Raw genomic sequence first — 16597 nt, 5'->3', positions numbered from 1 at the left:
CATGTCTTCAGATATTCATGCTATAATTCTTGCAGCAGGCGCCTCCACCAGAATGGGAGGTACCATAAAACAGTTGTTGCCATGGAAAGACAGTACCTTGCTTGGAACGACAATAAAACAAGCGACCCAAATAGCAGGTAAATCTCTTGTGGTTTTAGGATCAAATGTGGAGGCTATTCGACCTTCAATTCCCGATTCGGTGGAAGTAGTTGTCAATTCCAATTGGCAAAAAGGTATGGGAAGTTCTATTTCATTTGGGGTCGGACATATTTTGAAGTCGGGTCATAATCCAAGTGGTATATTAATATTGTTATCAGACCAGCCCTTGGTGGATAGGGATTTCCTCCATCAAATGAGGTCCACCTTTCTTTCAGGGAAATATAAGATTGTAGCTACCAAATATGGAAACAAGGCTGGTGTGCCGGCCATTTTCGACCATTCAATTTTTTCAGAGTTAACCGGGCTCGGTCAGGATTTCGGAGCTCGTGATATAATTAAAGCACACATCCAACAAACTTTTTCCATAGACCCTGTAGGAAGAGAAATAGATATAGATACCTTGGATATATATAATCAATTAATTGATAAATAATAATTTAATGATTAAAACCTATACTGTTACTTTAATTTTTTTATGGCTAATTTCTTTTGGGTATACGCAAGAAATGGGTTTTGAAGAATATAATCCTGAATCCACCTTGGTGGTCCCTGAACATCCAGTCCAAAGCGCAAAATTTCCGTTTATAGATGTCCATAGCCACCAATTTGGGATGGCTTCCCAAGATTTGTCCGAATTGGTCAAAGACATGGACGCACTTAATCTTAGTGTTATGGTTAACTTAAGTGGAGGTTCAGGAGCGGGGTTACGGGCGATGCTCAAAAATGTTAATGATAACTATCCAAACCGATTCGTAGTCTTTGCGAATGTTGATTTTAGTGGAGTTGGCAGCTCAAATTGGGGAGAGCTAGCAGCTGCTCAATTGGAGCTGGATGTTAAGAGCGGGGCGAAGGGTCTTAAAATCTACAAAAGTTTGGGGATGCGCTATAAGGATACCGATGGTAATCGTGTTTCCGTTGATGACCCACGCTTGGATCCTATATGGGCCAAGTGCGCAGAACTGGGCATTCCCGTATTGATCCATTCTGCCGATCCAAAATCATTTTGGGACCCTATGGACGCACAAAATGAACGTTGGTTAGAACTTAAAACAAGACCACGACGCAAGCGATCGGATAACAATCCTGCCCCCTGGCAGCAGATTATTGACGAACAGCATCGAATGTTTAAGAGGCATCCCAAGACAAAATTTATAAATGCCCACATGGGGTGGTATGCCAATAATTTGAAAAAACTGGGACAGCTATTGGATGAAATACCTAATATGTATGTTGGTATTGGGGCGATTATCGCTGAATTGGGAAGACAACCGCGCCAAGCAAAACAATTCTTCATTGCTTACCAAGATAGGATTCTGTTTGGCAAGGACAGTTGGAAACCGGAAGAATTTCCAACCTATTTTAGGGTTTTGGAAACTGCTGATGAATACTTCCCCTATTACAAAAAATACCATGCTTTTTGGGCCATGTATGGCTTGGATTTACCAGATGAAGTACTCCGCAAAGTGTACCATGAAAATGCACTAAAATTAATTCCCGGTTTGGACACTTCCCTTTTTAAATAAGTCTCAGTTTTATGTTTTGATACTTTTTTACCTGGATCAAGGCTGGATAAATGCATAACATTGGAGAAAAATTCTTCCACATGATAAAATGTATCTTGCCCAAAGGTCTTTTTTGCTGCTTTATCATGGTTAGTTTTATTCTCTCGTGCTCTAGCGGTGACGACCCCAACGGGGATGATGATGCTTTAACCGTTGACTCCATAGAGGGTTTTTATACAGGTTCCTTGGAATTAACGCTTTCCGGTGACGATATTACTGTACCGGTTTCTTTGACGGTGAATGAAACTTCCACAAATAAATTTGCAGGGGACTATTTTGAAACCAATGATTTTATGGCCTGTTGCAGCACCAATGGAAAAGATGGAACATTCAACTTTGATTATGATCCAGCTACGATGGCCATTGAGAACTTCATCATTCGCGTGGATTTTAACATTGACCCCACCAATCCATGCACCGGAACTTACACGGGCTCGGGTAGTATCGAAAGAAATGGCAATGCCAATCAACTGGTGGCGCAAATCATTGTTGATGATTGTAATGTTTCGAGTACACCTGCAGTTTTGAACCTAACCCAGTTGGGAGGCTCATAGTTTATCCTTAAATCGTTTTTGGAATTCGTTGGGTGTTATACCTTCGAGGGCCTTGAATACCCTGAAGAAAGTGGCATTGGATTGAAAACCGACCAAAGTAGACAATCCTTGAAGGCTGTAGTTTTGGTAGTTTTCATCAAGCAATAAACTTTTAAACTTCTCAACACGCTTGGCATTCAGGTATTTCTTGAAACTTGTATGCTGAGATTTGAAGAACTGCCGCAATTGACTAACATCGAGATTAGTTCTTTCGGCCAAGTCAGAGATACTAAGTGTTGGATTGGCATACAATTGTTGATTATCAAGGGTGTCGTTTAGCTTTTTCTCAAAATCGGAGTGGTCTATGATCATTTCATCTGGGTTCAGATGTAGTAATCGAGGCACAAAAAGGGATTTGAATTTGAAAAACTCAGTAATGGAAAAAGCTAGGATAAAGGTGTTCGCCAGAACTCCCAAGGGCATAAAAACATATCGGTTTATCCATAAAAAATTGGTGGCAAAAAACTCTGATTGAATCCATATCGGTAAAACCGCGTATAAGTTCACAATAAAGTAATAGCCCAATACCATAAATGTAAAAACCTGGTATCGCTTTTTTATTCTAAGCGACAGCTGTATTTCGTGTTTCCTGCTAAAATGGTAAAAAGCCAATACCAAATAGAAGAGAGAAATTAGAAACAACACATTATAGAGTATGATTCCCATAACATAATAATTGGCCATAAAGAAAGACTTAAATCCAAACTTTAGGGTCATATAGGACACATGGAACATTAATGGAAATGAAAGGTGCAGGGCAAGGTGTTTGACCCATTTCTCCTTCGGCAGTTGAGCCGAAATGATGTAACTATAGACAAGGGGAGGAAAGAGTAGATTTTTACCAGCACCAAAGAGTAGGCTCAAAAGAAGGTTTTCCTTAACGGTATTCCAAAAAATATTATTGATGAACACTCCTCCGACAATAAAACAAAAGACACCTAGGACAACAAGTCGAAATTTGTTTTTATAAAAATAGAAGAGTGCCAGACACATCAGCTGAATGCTGATACATAAAGTCACGCCATTAAATATTAAATCGGGATAAGCTTGGTTCAAGGGTTATGGATTTACCCAAAAATAAACAAAGCTGAAGAAGGTAAGCTATTGCCGGTCTTCCGGTTTCTTGTCCTGAACCTCATATTCTTGAAAAATACCACATGATACCGGACGTTTGATTAATGATTTCTTCGACTTTTGTTTCACCAAAAACTCGATTTCCTTATTTAAAAACTGCATGGTAAAGAAGTTTATTTTCTAACGTTTCCTTGCGCCATTTATTTTCTCGGTATCATCCTTAAGCACTTTTCATGCGACTTTCCACATACTCCAAGACAACCATCCAGTTCATTTTTAGAATCAAAGCAGCAGTGGGCACATTATTTTCTTCGATGGCTTGAATCACTGCTTCATTTTGATTATCTACATTTTCATAAAAGGTCGAATCGTTTCCAAAACCTTGCTCATAGAAGAGAAGTCTTGTTTTTAGCTCCTCAAGAATCTGAAGCAAAACTGCGTTCTGACAGTTACGCACCAGAAGGTCATGGAATTGAAGACGCGCCTGTAACCTGCCAAAGGGAGTATGTGCTTGTTGAAGGTCAAGCTGCCTTTTACGTAAAAGGGAAATGTCGTCCTCCGAGAAGTTAGAACTTTCTAAGGCCATAATTTCCAATTGAGCTATGGTTTCATATAGGTTTTTGGCCTCTTTTCTACTTAATTGAGTGACCACGAATCCACGGTTTGGGATTGCAGATATGATTCTGGATTGTTCCAATTGGCTCAAGGCCTCTCGGATTGGGGTAACACTTACACCGATTTTTCTAGAAAGGGAGGCGAGGTTTATTGTTTTTCCCACTTGAAGTTCCCCCTTTTGTATTTGAAGTAATAGATGGGATTTTACCCTATTTCTGAGTATCTGAGGTTGCAACATATCCAAATATACATAATCGTATACGATTTGTACATAAACTATACCTTAAGTGCTAGTTGTTAATATCTTAGCTAAACATAAAACCTAACAAGATGAAAAAAATCACCAACCTTTGTTTTCTAGTAGGATTTTTTTGTCTGATTGCCCTTGGGTGCAGCAACAGCTCGGATGATTACAATGTACCAAGGGATGAAGAGGAAGAATCGCTTATCCACATGCAAATGGTTACGGACACCGTTGACGTGAACGGATAGTCTACTTAAAGCGCAAAACAACCACACCCACGCCAAGAATTGCCTTATTCCTGTTTTAGTGTATTGGATTTATTCCTTATTTTCAGCACTAATCATTGATAAGGTAATTTTTTGTTCATGAAAGTCCGTTCTATTCCCGTTTTTCTCTCAATTATGTTGTTGCTCTCTTCTTGCAAGGAAGAACCCGCTTCAGCAGCTAAAACCCTTTATGAGACCCAATTGTTCAAGGCGGTTCAACTGGCACCGGTATTCAAAGATTCCAAGGCGTTTGTGGATTTGGTACCTAAAAGAGGTTTTTTGGAGTTGGAAAAATCATATCTAGCTCAAAAGGATTTAGAAGGATTTGATTTACAGGTGTTTGTGGTTGATAATTTCGAGGATAGATCTATGAAAGCTTTGGAGTTTGAGACGGATACAACCAAAACAATGTACGAACATATCACCTTGATGTGGAACAAACTTACCCGTGGGCCCGATGAGTTTGTGGCCAATTCTTCACGAATAGCGCTGCCCAATAAATATGTGGTTCCTGGAGGTCGATTTCAGGAAATCTATTATTGGGATAGTTATTTCACACTTGAGGGACTTTTGGTTGATGATAGGGATGACCTAGCTAAAAACATGGTAGATAATTTTAGCTTTCTTATAGATTCCATTGGATTTATACCAAATGGTACACGTGATTACTACAACACAAGGTCCCAGCCACCTTTTTATGGTTTAATGGTGGGTGCTTTGGCACGAAAAGACTCCACCTTAATCGCGAAATATCTGCCCCAACTTTTGAAGGAGTATCGATATTGGATGGAAGGCGAACAAAATAATTCGGATCATAAAAGCTTGAATCATTTGTTACCGGTAGCCGACGGCCGCTACCTTAACCGATATTGGGATAGGGGAGATACCCCCAGACCTGAAGCCTACAAGGAAGATCTTCATTTGGCCAGTGACCTTGAAACAGATTCTTTAAAACGGGAATTGTACAAAAACCTTCGGGCTGCCGCTGCTTCAGGGTGGGACTTTAGTTCCCGATGGTATAGTGAGCAAGATAAGTTCGGCTCTACAATAACCACTTCTTTGGCTCCGGTTGACCTAAATTGTCTGCTATATTATCTTGAAAGCTTAGTTGCTAGGGCCGCAAAAATGGAAGATAACACCGAACTGTTTAAGGAATTTGAGCTAAGGGCCAACAGTAGAAAAAAACTGATTCAGGATTACTTATGGAATGAGGAACAAGGTTTTTTTATGGATTATGATGTTATGGACGATAAGAGCATGCCGCATCTGACCTTGGCCGGTCTGTTCCCACTATATTTTAACATGGCCACTGAAGATCAGGCCATGAAAGTCAAAGAAATTACCCTCAACCACTTTTTAAAGGACGGTGGACTTGTAACCACTCTGGAACATTCGGGTCAGCAGTGGGACGCACCCAATGGATGGGCTCCATTGCAATGGATTGCAGTGCACGGATTACTGAACTATGGATACAAGGAGGAGGCGATGGAAATTATGCAACGTTGGCTCCATCTTAATGAGAAAGTGTATAAAGACACAGGAAAAATGATGGAAAAATATAACGTGGAAGACCTTTCCCTTTTATCTGGTGGGGGAGAATATGAGACCCAAGATGGCTTTGGTTGGACTAATGGTGTTGCATTGGGCTTTAAAAAGTTGTTGGAAGAGCTTGACGAATAAATTCAAGTAGTTCCTGGTAAGTTTTAGAGCGCTGGCCAGACCAAATGGTATAATCCCAATCAAAAAATGTCAAAATCTTTGCTGTTCATTCCTGATATCTCCGGGTATACCAAGTTTATCCAGACTACCGAAATAGAGCATAGTCAACATGTTATATCCGAATTATTGGAGGTTTTGGTCAATGCCAATACGCAAAACCTCAAGCTCGCCGAAATAGAGGGAGATGCACTGTTTTTCTACAAGGAAAATGATATTCCTTCCCAAGAAAATCTTCTGGCTCAGATAGAGGGTATGTTTACGGCTTTCTATAGCCATTTGAAGATGCTGGAGAAAAATAGAATTTGTCCCTGCAATGCTTGTGCAACGGCACCTAATCTTCAACTTAAAATCATTGCCCATAGCGGGAACCTTCAGCATATTGAGGTGCAGGGAAACAGAAAGCCTTTTGGAGAACAGGTAATAAAAGCACATAGACTACTTAAGAATTCCGTGGATAGCGATAACTATGTCCTCATCAGTAGATCTTTGGCATTGGACATTATGCTGTCACCATATTATTCCAGTAAGATTTATCGCTTCAGACAAGGTTCAGATACCTATGATGAGAGGGATGTGGAATACATCTATTCCTTCATCGACCCTTCGGAATTAAAATTGAACAGCTTCGTTCAGCCAAAATCCGTAACGCTGGAGGCACCTCCCCAAATTACTATGCAAGAGACATTTCCCATTGCTGCGGAAGAGCTTATGGAATACATTACCAATTATGCAAATCGTCATTACTGGCAAAAGGGAGTTGATAAATTGGAATATAATGAGTTGGAGGTAACCCGGGTTGGCTCTGAACATACTTGTGTGGTCAATGGTAAACACTTGGACTTTGTAACTGTCACTAAGGATGCGGACCCCAATCACTTAATCTATGGGGAGCTGACCCATAGCCATCCTTTTTTTGAAGACCTTTATCAGTTTTATACTTTTATCCCAAAGGCTTCCAACAGTTCTCTGTTAAAGATTGAATTATACTGGAAAATCAATTCGCCTATTAAACGGTTTCTCTTGGGGGCATTTGCAAATAAACTCACCTTAAAAAATGTAAAAGAGGCAGTTCATAGTTTGCACGAATTCATTAGGGCCAAATCGGTCTGACCAGACCTTTCCATTCACAAAGCAGGAAATTGTATCTTCATAGGGTGCAGTCGGCAGGATATTCAGGAATACCTTTGGCAAAGAAATTGGGCATAAAGTCAGGCCATTCCATTTTACTATACAATGAGCCTTCCCATTATCTAGTCTTATTTGAAACCTTACCGGCTGATGTAACGTTTCAAAAGGATGCGACCGGTGAAGTTGATTTCATTCACATCTTCTGCACCTCTTTAAATGAATTGATGGAAATTGCTCCCAGATATAAGGCTGTCTTAAAAAAAGACGGATTACTCTGGGTGAGTTGGCCTAAGGGCAGTTCTAAAATCCATACCGATTTAAAGCGCGATGCCATAAGGGAATTTATGCTTTCTACGGGTCTTGTTGATGTTAAAGTGGCTGCTGTGGACCAAGATTGGAGCGGATTAAAATTCGTATATCGAAAGGAGGACAGGTAATGTTCAACTTTTTTAAGAATACGTACTTTTTTTCACATTTTTTTTGGAATTAAGGCTGATGCTTTTGGTTATCTTTCGTTGCTAATTCAACCAAAAGTTCTGATAATGAAACATTGCACAAAAATTTGTTCTGCACTACTTTTTCTATTCTTAATTTCTTTTTCCCTCACAGCCCAAAAAGCTGATTCTATTCTCTACAATGGATTGGAGTTCCGCAGTTTGGGCCCAGCATTGACCTCAGGGCGGATTGCTGATATTGCCATCCACCCAAAAAACGAAAGCATTTGGTACGTTGCCGTGGGTTCGGGAGGAGTTTGGAAAACTGTAAATGCGGGTACGACCTGGACGCCCATTTTTGATAAACAGACAAGCTATTCCATAGGTTGCGTAACCATTGACCCTAATAACCCCAGTACTATTTGGGTGGGAACAGGTGAAAACGTAGGTGGTAGACACGTTGGTTTTGGTGACGGAATCTACGTAAGCCACGACGAGGGCAAAACTTGGAAAAATAAGGGGCTGAAAGCTTCCGAACACCTTTCTAAAATAATGGTACACCCTGAAAACTCTGATATTATCTGGGTGGCGGCCCAAGGACCACTTTGGAGCAAAGGTGGTGAAAGAGGGTTTTATAAATCCGTGGATGGGGGTGAAAGCTGGAAACGTACCTTGGGAAATAGCGAGTGGACCGGGGTTACCGATATGGTGATGGACCCTACTGACCCAAATACGCTTTATGCAGCCACTTGGGACAGACATAGAACTGTTGCCGCCTACATGGGCGGTGGGCCCGGCACGGGAATCCACAAGAGTACAGATGGAGGTGAGACCTGGACCAAGCTAACAAACGGTATTCCCACTTCCAATCTCGGGAAAATTGGACTTGCAATTTCTCCATTTGACAATGAAACACTGTATGCGGCGATTGAGTTGGATCGTAAAAAAGGAGGGGTGTTCATTTCCAAAAACCAAGGATCCTCTTGGACAAAGCAGTCAGATGCAGTTTCAGGCGGTACGGGACCCCATTATTATCAAGAACTTTATGCTTCGCCACATCACGAGGGGCATTTATACCTGATGAGCAATTATGTGCAGGTGTCCTATGATCATGGAAAGACCTTTGTTCAAATGAATGAAGACAAAAAGCACGTGGACAGCCATGCAATGGCCTTCAAAAAATCAGACCCAAATTATGTGTTATTTGGTACCGATGGAGGTCTTTATGAATCTTATGACCTAACGAAGACTTGGAAGTATTTTTCTAATCTTCCCATTACGCAGTATTATAAGGTTGCCGTGGATGACGCTGCGCCGTTCTACAATATTTATGGAGGTACACAGGATAATGGCTCCCATGGTGGCCCGTCAAGGACCCGAAGTAGTGAAGGAATTCTAAATTCGGATTGGTGGATTACCCTTGGCGCCGATGGACATCAATCGGCCACCGAACCTGGCAATCCGGATATTACATACGGTGAATTCCAACAAGGGTGGTTATGGAGAATTGATCAAACAACTGGTGAAACCGTTTTTATCCAACCCCAACCAAAAGCGGGTGAACCCCATGAAAGATTTAACTGGGATGCCCCAATTTTGGTGAGCCCACACAATCCAACCCGTTTGTATTTTGCTTCGTACAGAGTTTGGAAATCCGAGAACCGAGGTGATGATTGGACTCCAATTTCCAACGATTTGACTCGAAATGAAGAACGTTTGGCCCTGCCAATTATGGGTAGACAGCAAAGTTGGGACAATCCATGGGATGTTGCAGCCATGTCAAACTATAATACAATTACCTCTTTAGCGGAATCTCCAATTCAGGAAGGACTTTTATATGCTGGAACGGATGATGGAATTCTTCAAGTTACCGAAGATGGGGGAACTAGCTGGAGAAAGATTAATCTTGGTAATATCAAAGGTGTTCCAAATAGAGCATTTGTAAATGATGTGCGCGCTGATCTATATGATGCGCACACCGTGTATTTGGTATTGGACAATCATAAAGAAGGTGATTATAAACCATACCTATTAAAAAGTACGGACAAAGGAAACAGCTGGACTTTCATTAATGGAAACCTCCCCAAAAGGTTGGTTACTTGGAGAATTGTTCAGGACCATAAGCAACGAGGACTTCTTTTTGCGGCAACAGAATTCGGAATTTATTTTACCAAAAATGGAGGAAGTTCCTGGCTACAGTTGAAAGGGGGCCTTCCAACCATTTCGTTCAGGGATATTACCATTCAAAGAAGGGAAGACGATTTGGTCGCAGCTTCCTTCGGAAGAGGTTTTTATGTCTTGGATGATATCTCCGCTTTACGGGATTTTGATACTTCCAAAAAAGGTGAAGCTACTTTGTTCAAGGTTAAACCGGCCTATTGGTACATTGAAAAGGATGGAGTTTATGGACAAGGTAACGGACAGTATGTGGCCCAAAATCCGGCTTATGGAGCCACATTCACCTATTATCTGCCCAACAAGTTGAAGACCAATAAGGAGCAACGTTCCGAAAGGGAAAAGAGTTTAAACAAACAAAAAAGCAATGTGGCATTTCCAGGTTGGGATGCTTTGGATAAAGAAAAAAATCAGGAGAAGCCTGCCTTGGTTCTTATGGTGAAGGACAATAATGGTAACGTGGTAAACACCGTTGCAGGAACCAATAAGAAAGGATTTAATCGCGTTTCTTGGAACCTGACCTATGCCGATAGAACCGGAATAACACTAAAAGAACCATCGGGCGATGATGAAGATTTCTTCGGATCTCCTTACTTGGCCACACCTGGAACATATTCGGTTGAACTCTATGAAAGAGTGGATGGGGCTTTAAAACAACTTTCTGTTGCCCAGAACTTTGAAGTGAAGCCTTTGGCTAAAGGAGCCTTGCCGGCTAAACCTACCAGCGAAATCGATGCTTTCAGGGAAATGTATCAGTCCTTCCAGCAAGATTTATCCGCTACCAATCATGTTTTGGAAAACAGTATTTCAAAAGTAGGTGCGATGAAACGAGCTTTGGATGAGGCCACAAATCCGACAGCGGCTTTATCGTCTAAAATTCATGCGGCCAAGAGCCAATTAAACGCCCTTAAAAAATCTATGGGTGGAAGCCCTTCCAGGAATGAAGTAGGGGAGAAGACCCCACCTTCACCAGGAGAAGGCTCGTTTATTGGGTTGGTTGCGTTACGAAATACCTACGGACCTACTGGAAACCAAAAAGGTGCTTTAGATCGAGCTAGCAAGCAACTGACAGACATTAAACAAGAATTGAATGCACTTGTTAAGGGTACGATTCCTGCTCTGGAGTCTGAATTGAAGGCAGCCGGTGCTCCGTGGATCGAAGGTCAGGGCTTAATTGAAAACTAAAAGAATAATGAAGCGATTTCTCCCAATCTTGGTCCTAGGCCTTCTGGTTTCTCTAGGACTCCAAGCTCAGTACACAGCATCAGATTGGGAGGATCGCGACCAATGGATGAAAACCGGGACCCTATTGCAATTGATGGACTTGAATCAGGGCAGTAGGGTTGCGGATATTGGTTGCCATGAGGGTTACCTTTCCATGCATCTATCCGAATCTGTTGGAACGGACGGTAGGGTTTATGCAGTGGATGTGCGTTCCGATAGGTTGGAAACCCTGCGTTCCAATGCCAATGATAGAAGGCTTCGAAACATCATCACCATTCTAGGAGATTATGACGATCCAAAGTTGCCCAAGGATGAACTTGATGCAGTTTTTATCATTGATACGTATCATGAAATGGATTCCTATCAAAAGATTCTGCGGCATGTCAAGAATTCCCTAAAATCGGGAGGTAAATTAATGCTGTTGGAAAAGTTGAAAAAACGCGTTGTGGGCAAGTCAAGACAAGAACAGGTCACCGCACATTCCCTTGGACCTGAATATGTCCGTGATGAATTGCGGGATGCAGGTTTCAACATTATCAATGAAGTGGAAGACCATGGCGATTGGGAACGCGAAACCACTAAACAAATGTGGCTGATTGTGGCCCAAAAACCTTGATTTTTTCAGTATAGAAGTCTACTGTCGGCGGTATACGTAACCTCTAATTCCAGGGAGGTCCTCACCAACATTATTGGTCAAACGATCATCAGAATTGATTTGTAGTGTACCCAATACGCTACTTCCGGAAAAAGTAACTTGCGTGCTGCTTCCGACCCAAGTTCCACTTCCTGTAATATTACTGTTACATTGAGCAAAGAATTGATCGTTGGTGATGGCTGTGATGGAAATTCCTGATTGTGTCAAACTCCAGGTCAAATCTGAATTCAGGGTCAAAGTTCCCGTAATACAGTCCACTTCGTCCAACAAATTGGTGGAACTGGAACCGTCTTGGTCAATATCCTGGGACGAACTTATATTTACCTCAACCAACTCCCATTCACCTATAACGGCTAAATTCAAGTTGGTTTCCGGCGTTCCGGAATCGTCACTTCCGCAAGCTGTCAGGAAAACAGCAAATATCAGGGGAAGGCATTTTTGTATCATTTTCATAGGTTCTTTTTTTCTTCAACCTAAAATAATACAATTTCCCACAAATTCTCCAATCATTTAAGGCTTTCCTTGTGGATTTAACGATTATCGATTTTTAGTGTGATTTTACACTAAAAATGCCATTTTTCCCGTTACTCCACCATAACCCCATAAACTTAAGTACGATGAACTTAATAGCTAGAAGCCTTAAAACGTTAGGAATCTTAATTCTTGTCTTTGCGCTTTTCAATTCTTGTAGCGAGGATGCGAATCCTATTGGAACCGACCAGGAGCTTTCGCAAACAGAACTCCAAACCATTTTAACCACGGATGAGGCAGCTGGAACAGTGGACAATGCACTTGCTGAATTATTTGCGGGCGGTGCCCAAGCAGGTAAATCTGCCAAATCTGCAAATGATTGTTATAGTGCGGAATATACAGACACTGGATTTGTAGCCACCTTTAACAACTGCGCCTTAAATGGAACAGAAAATATAAATGGAACACTTACGGTTACCTATGAGGTCGGTAATGAAACAGCTGCTTTTACCGCTACCTATGAAGACTTTTATGTAGGTACTATCAAACTTAGCGGAACACGGGCCTATCAGTTAAACTCCAATGTGGAACAGAATACCATTTCCTTTACAGTAACCAGCAATATGACCGTAGAAATGGAAGATGAAAGTGTTATCACCGAAACCGGAACCAAAACTTTTGCTTTTACCTTTGGTGAAAACCTTGGAGATAGCTCTTTCAGTTTATCCGGTAGTTGGAACGTCACTGCAGATGGGAACACCTATACAATTGAAACTGTTGACCCACTTGTTGGCGGATTCAATTGTGAGCACTTGACAAATGGTAGCATGGTCGTATCTAAAAATGGTCTTGAAATCACAGTTGATTTTGGAGATGGTGAGTGTGACAATGTCGCAATTTTAACCTATCCTGATGGAACAACGGAAGAAATTAATCTGTAGAACAACATAAATTCCATTTAGGACACCGCCAATAGGCGGTGTTTTTTTTATTCGAAATCGAAGAGGCAAGAGATGGGGTTACCTTACTTTTTGATAAATTGTGGTGCTGAAGAAATATAAGATTATGCTGAAGGAATTGGTCAAAGACCAACGCGAGTTTTTCGCATCACAACAAACCAAGAATGTAAAATATCGTATCAAGTATCTAAAGCTGCTGCAGAAGGCACTAGTAAAGTATGAAGATGTTATCTGCGAGGCGCTTTACAAGGACTTCAAAAAACCAACTTTTGAGACCTTGGCTACTGAGACACAATTAGTGCTTTCCGAATTAAATTATATTCTAAATCGTTTGGAACTGTGGGCCAAACCTAAACGGGTAGGTTTTACTTGGGCCAATTTTCCCAGCTCGGATTGGATTTATTCGGAACCTTACGGGAATACCTTGGTCATTTCTCCTTGGAACTACCCTATTTTGCTTACACTCTCGCCTTTAGTTGGAGCCCTGGCCGCGGGCAACACCGTGGTGATCAAACCATCAGAATTAAGTCCAAATACATCCGCTATTATCGCGAAGATCATAGCTGAAGTTTTTCCTGAGGAGTATGTCTCTGTTGTAGAGGGTGGGGTATCTACTTCTGCGGCTTTATTGAAAGAGCGATGGGACTATATTTTCTTTACCGGTAGCTCCAAGGTTGCTAAAATAGTCTATAAAGCCGCTGCGGAACATTTGACCCCGGTAACCCTGGAATTAGGAGGTAAGAACCCCTGTATTGTAGATGAGTCAGCAGCCATTAAGGTTGCAGCCAAACGAATTGTGTGGTCTAAGTTTATGAACGCTGGGCAGACCTGTGTAGCACCCGACTATATCTTGGTTCATAAAAAGGTCAAGGACAAATTTGTTGGGGCACTAAAGCGGCAGATTGCCAAATTTTATGGAGATGATGTTCAACAATCTTCGGACTATGCCAGAATCGCTACGGACAATCATTACAAAAGTCTAAAGCAAAAGCTAGGGGGGCAAGAGATTTTGTTAGGGGGTATTTGTAACGATTCCGACAGATATGTTGCGCCCACTTTGATAAATGAACCTTCATTGGATAGTGCATTAATGTCCGATGAGATTTTTGGGCCAATTTTACCAATTATCTCCTATGAAACTGAGGCGAATATAGAAAACACCATTACAACATACGATAAGTCCTTAGCGCTCTATGTGTTTTCCAAAAAGAGAAAATTCCAAAAACGGATTATTAACCGCTACGGATTTGGTGGAGGGGTGATCAATGATGCGGTTATGCAAATAGCCAATAAAGAACTGCCTTTCGGCGGGGTAGGGCAGGCCGGTATTGGCGCATATCACGGTAAGCATTCCTTCGATTTATTTTCCCATAAAAAGGCCATTATAAAAAAACCGAATTGGTTGGATATTCCATTACGTTATGCGCCTTATAAGCTTCCGATACGATTGGCCAAACAATTCAAACGACTTTTTTAAAGCCATAAAAAATTATCTTCTAGACGGTTAGACTTTTATTAATCAAAAGTTAAACTGTTCGGTTTTGAAAGTTTTCCTTCTATCTTTAAAGTAAGCGACTCACTTTTTAATAGTATTACTATTATGAAATCTACAGACACCACCACAAAAAAAAAGATTTCGGTTATTGCCGATATCTCAGCCAATCTTGAAAATGTTATAGCCAATGCCACAGAATTGGCCAAAGCAATCAAAGGAACCGTTGAAGTTTTGTATGTCAAGGCCCCAACAGATATTGTAAAAGGGGACAATCAATTGTCGGCAATGAGGACGTTGCACCGGGACACTAGGGACACGGAGTCCAAATTACGTTCTGCGGTTGAAAAGTTCAGTTCAAAGACTGGTTCCAAGGTGACTTATAAAATTGCCTATGGAAACACCAAGAATACGATAAAAGCATATTTGGAAAAGGAACAGCCGCATACTGTTGTACTGGGCAAACCAAAATCTAAATTTCCTGGTATACCTGCTAGTGGAATTCCCAGTTTTATTATGACTGCCTGTGATGCCAATGTGCTGGTTACAGGGGATGATCAAAAATTGCACACTTTTGAGGATATATCCTTGGGTGTTTATGGAAATAGTTTTGAAGACACTACCTCTGGGGTTCTTGCTGATCTTAACAAGAAAACTTCAAAACCGGTTAGGTTGTTCAGTGTTAGAAGCGAGCAAGATGCCGTTTCAAACGAGGAGAACAAGGTACAGGACGCAGTTTCCTATGTCTTCACCGAAGGTGCCAACGTCCTGGATGGGTTGGCCTCCTATGTGAAACGCACCAATACCCAACTGTTCTGTATTCCAAGAAAATCAACTAAGGAATCATATCTACAATCGGATCGGGCGCGACAAATTGTTCAAAAGCTCGATGTGCCAGTCTTGATTGTGGCTTAGCATAAAAAAGACCGCCAATTGGCGGTCTTTTCTTTTCCCTAAAAGGGTTATGTACAACTAGAACTCAATTTCAAAAAATAGACTGCTACTTTCATTATCTTCAGTTACTTCTTCTCCTTTAAGCACCTCCCCATTTTCGTTTTCCAGCATTAGGTTGATTTTCCAATACCCCGTCATGGTCAATGACAATTTTCCATCATAACCCTGGTTTGTGGGATTGAAGGCTAAATCTTCATTATTTGGCGAGCTGTGATTTCCCATCCCGGGCATACGAGGGTCGATTTTTATCTTATAGTTCTCCACTGCCGGAAATGACATCATATTATCCATCTTGAACAGCATCGCTGAAAAATCATTGACTGCTACTTCTGGCTCCAAGGGCATCATCGCCAATATGTAGCGCGTGTCATCTGTACCCATGAATACGGACACTCTCTTTTTGTCGTCAGCAGGAGCTTTTACCTCAATACGTTCGGTTGCATTGTAGGTTTGCCCATCAACGGTATATTCCATTTCCAATTCCCAGTATTCATCCGCGTTTCCTGGCATCTGAAATACTGTAAATCCCTTATAAACAGAAGCATTATCCGTTTTTTCAATGTTGGAGGCCGGACAAGAATGCATCATTTCCGTCATATGCATCATGGGTTTCCACGAGACATCCGCATTGGAAAAGTAGCTACCCGAAGCCTCATCTTTGATACGTAAGAACAACTCATTATATCCAATGGTGAACTGTTCTCCCTCTGAGTAAACCTCTATGGTATGGTTGTTAGACGTCATCTTGGTCAATAGCGTATATTCCGATAGGGGATTTTCGTCGATAACAATGGGATCATCACTACTGTCGGAACAGGAAGCAAATGTGAATAGTAGCACTAAGGCGACAGACAAAAATTGTATTGATTTCAT

17 protein-coding genes are annotated in these 16597 nt (G+C 41.3%); 12 read left to right on the top strand and 5 right to left on the bottom strand.

Annotation, left to right across the window (positions count from 1 at the left end):
* Position 1 precedes the first annotated feature (1 nt).
* The 3 genes from BUC10_RS04480 (at position 2) to BUC10_RS04470 (ending at position 2275) form a co-directional block, all read left to right on the top strand.
* Entirely contained in the window at positions 2 to 592 is a 591-nt protein-coding gene (locus tag BUC10_RS04480; RefSeq protein ID WP_073176728.1) for a nucleotidyltransferase family protein, read from the top strand.
* A 7-nt stretch (positions 593 to 599) separates the two neighbouring features.
* On the top strand, positions 600 to 1682 hold the full coding sequence (locus tag BUC10_RS04475) for an amidohydrolase family protein (RefSeq protein WP_073176726.1): 1083 nt from the start codon (positions 600 to 602) through the stop codon (positions 1680 to 1682).
* 80 nt (positions 1683 to 1762) lie between these two features.
* The gene (locus BUC10_RS04470; protein ID WP_131819047.1) at positions 1763 to 2275 is read left to right on the top strand and encodes a hypothetical protein; all 513 of its coding nucleotides are present in this window, start codon (positions 1763 to 1765) and stop codon (positions 2273 to 2275) included.
* Here the strand turns inward: BUC10_RS04470 and BUC10_RS04465 are convergent.
* Genes BUC10_RS04465 through BUC10_RS04460 form a run of 3 tightly spaced genes read right to left on the bottom strand, consistent with a single transcriptional unit; the run spans position 2270 to position 4241 of the window.
* Complete coding sequence (locus BUC10_RS04465; protein WP_131819046.1) at positions 2270 to 3370, bottom strand: helix-turn-helix domain-containing protein; 1101 nt, start codon at positions 3368 to 3370, stop codon at positions 2270 to 2272. The two genes, BUC10_RS04470 and BUC10_RS04465, sit on opposite strands and share 6 nt — an antisense overlap.
* Positions 3371 to 3415: 45 nt before the next feature.
* Positions 3416 to 3550 carry a hypothetical protein gene (locus tag BUC10_RS18005; RefSeq protein WP_262493185.1) on the bottom strand — a complete coding sequence of 45 codons (135 nt, stop codon included), beginning with the start codon at positions 3548 to 3550 and terminating at the stop codon, positions 3416 to 3418.
* A 58-nt stretch (positions 3551 to 3608) separates the two neighbouring features.
* Positions 3609 to 4241, bottom strand: coding sequence for a GntR family transcriptional regulator (locus BUC10_RS04460; RefSeq protein ID WP_073176720.1), 633 nt, complete (start codon positions 4239 to 4241; stop codon positions 3609 to 3611).
* A gap of 92 nt (positions 4242 to 4333) precedes the next feature.
* On the opposite strand from BUC10_RS04460, the gene BUC10_RS17805 reads away from it, so the two are divergent.
* The 6 genes from BUC10_RS17805 to BUC10_RS04435 all read left to right on the top strand — a co-directional run bounded on the left by BUC10_RS17805 (position 4334) and on the right by BUC10_RS04435 (position 11809).
* Positions 4334 to 4495, top strand: coding sequence for a hypothetical protein (locus tag BUC10_RS17805; RefSeq protein WP_165614852.1), 162 nt, complete (start codon positions 4334 to 4336; stop codon positions 4493 to 4495).
* A gap of 117 nt (positions 4496 to 4612) precedes the next feature.
* Positions 4613 to 6193: a trehalase family glycosidase gene (locus BUC10_RS04455; RefSeq protein ID WP_245812774.1), complete on the top strand. Its 1581-nt coding sequence runs from the start codon at positions 4613 to 4615 to the stop codon at positions 6191 to 6193.
* Positions 6194 to 6259: 66 nt separating this feature from the next.
* A complete protein-coding gene (locus tag BUC10_RS04450) occupies positions 6260 to 7342 on the top strand; it encodes a DUF2652 domain-containing protein (RefSeq protein WP_073176718.1) in 1083 nt (360 codons plus the stop codon).
* Between the two features lie 29 nt (positions 7343 to 7371).
* On the top strand, positions 7372 to 7797 hold the full coding sequence (locus tag BUC10_RS04445; RefSeq protein ID WP_245812772.1) for a DUF3052 domain-containing protein: 426 nt from the start codon (positions 7372 to 7374) through the stop codon (positions 7795 to 7797).
* 105 nt (positions 7798 to 7902) lie between these two features.
* Positions 7903 to 11154, top strand: a complete 3252-nt coding sequence (locus tag BUC10_RS04440) for a WD40/YVTN/BNR-like repeat-containing protein (RefSeq protein ID WP_073176714.1) — start codon at positions 7903 to 7905, stop codon at positions 11152 to 11154.
* Between the two features lie 7 nt (positions 11155 to 11161).
* The gene (locus BUC10_RS04435) at positions 11162 to 11809 is read left to right on the top strand and encodes a class I SAM-dependent methyltransferase (RefSeq protein WP_073176711.1); all 648 of its coding nucleotides are present in this window, start codon (positions 11162 to 11164) and stop codon (positions 11807 to 11809) included.
* A gap of 18 nt (positions 11810 to 11827) precedes the next feature.
* Here the strand turns inward: BUC10_RS04435 and BUC10_RS04430 are convergent, their stop codons facing one another.
* Positions 11828 to 12301: a hypothetical protein gene (locus BUC10_RS04430; RefSeq protein WP_073176710.1), complete on the bottom strand. Its 474-nt coding sequence runs from the start codon at positions 12299 to 12301 to the stop codon at positions 11828 to 11830.
* Positions 12302 to 12465: 164 nt separating this feature from the next.
* Between BUC10_RS04430 and BUC10_RS04425 the strand changes: the two genes are divergently transcribed.
* From BUC10_RS04425 to BUC10_RS04415, 3 genes are all read left to right on the top strand, one after another.
* On the top strand, positions 12466 to 13260 hold the full coding sequence (locus BUC10_RS04425; RefSeq protein WP_131819045.1) for a hypothetical protein: 795 nt from the start codon (positions 12466 to 12468) through the stop codon (positions 13258 to 13260).
* A 124-nt stretch (positions 13261 to 13384) separates the two neighbouring features.
* Positions 13385 to 14755 (top strand): aldehyde dehydrogenase, encoded by a 1371-nt coding sequence (locus tag BUC10_RS04420; protein ID WP_073176706.1) that lies wholly within the window; start codon positions 13385 to 13387, stop codon positions 14753 to 14755.
* A 123-nt stretch (positions 14756 to 14878) separates the two neighbouring features.
* Entirely contained in the window at positions 14879 to 15685 is an 807-nt protein-coding gene (locus tag BUC10_RS04415) for a universal stress protein (protein ID WP_073176704.1), read from the top strand.
* Positions 15686 to 15742: 57 nt separating this feature from the next.
* Here the strand turns inward: BUC10_RS04415 and BUC10_RS04410 are convergent, their stop codons facing one another.
* Entirely contained in the window at positions 15743 to 16597 is an 855-nt protein-coding gene (locus BUC10_RS04410) for a hypothetical protein (RefSeq protein WP_073177182.1), read from the bottom strand.

Source organism: Flagellimonas flava, from assembly GCF_900129665.1.
GTDB lineage: Bacteria > Bacteroidota > Bacteroidia > Flavobacteriales > Flavobacteriaceae > Flagellimonas > Flagellimonas flava.
This window is presented reverse-complemented; position numbering and strand designations above follow the sequence as displayed.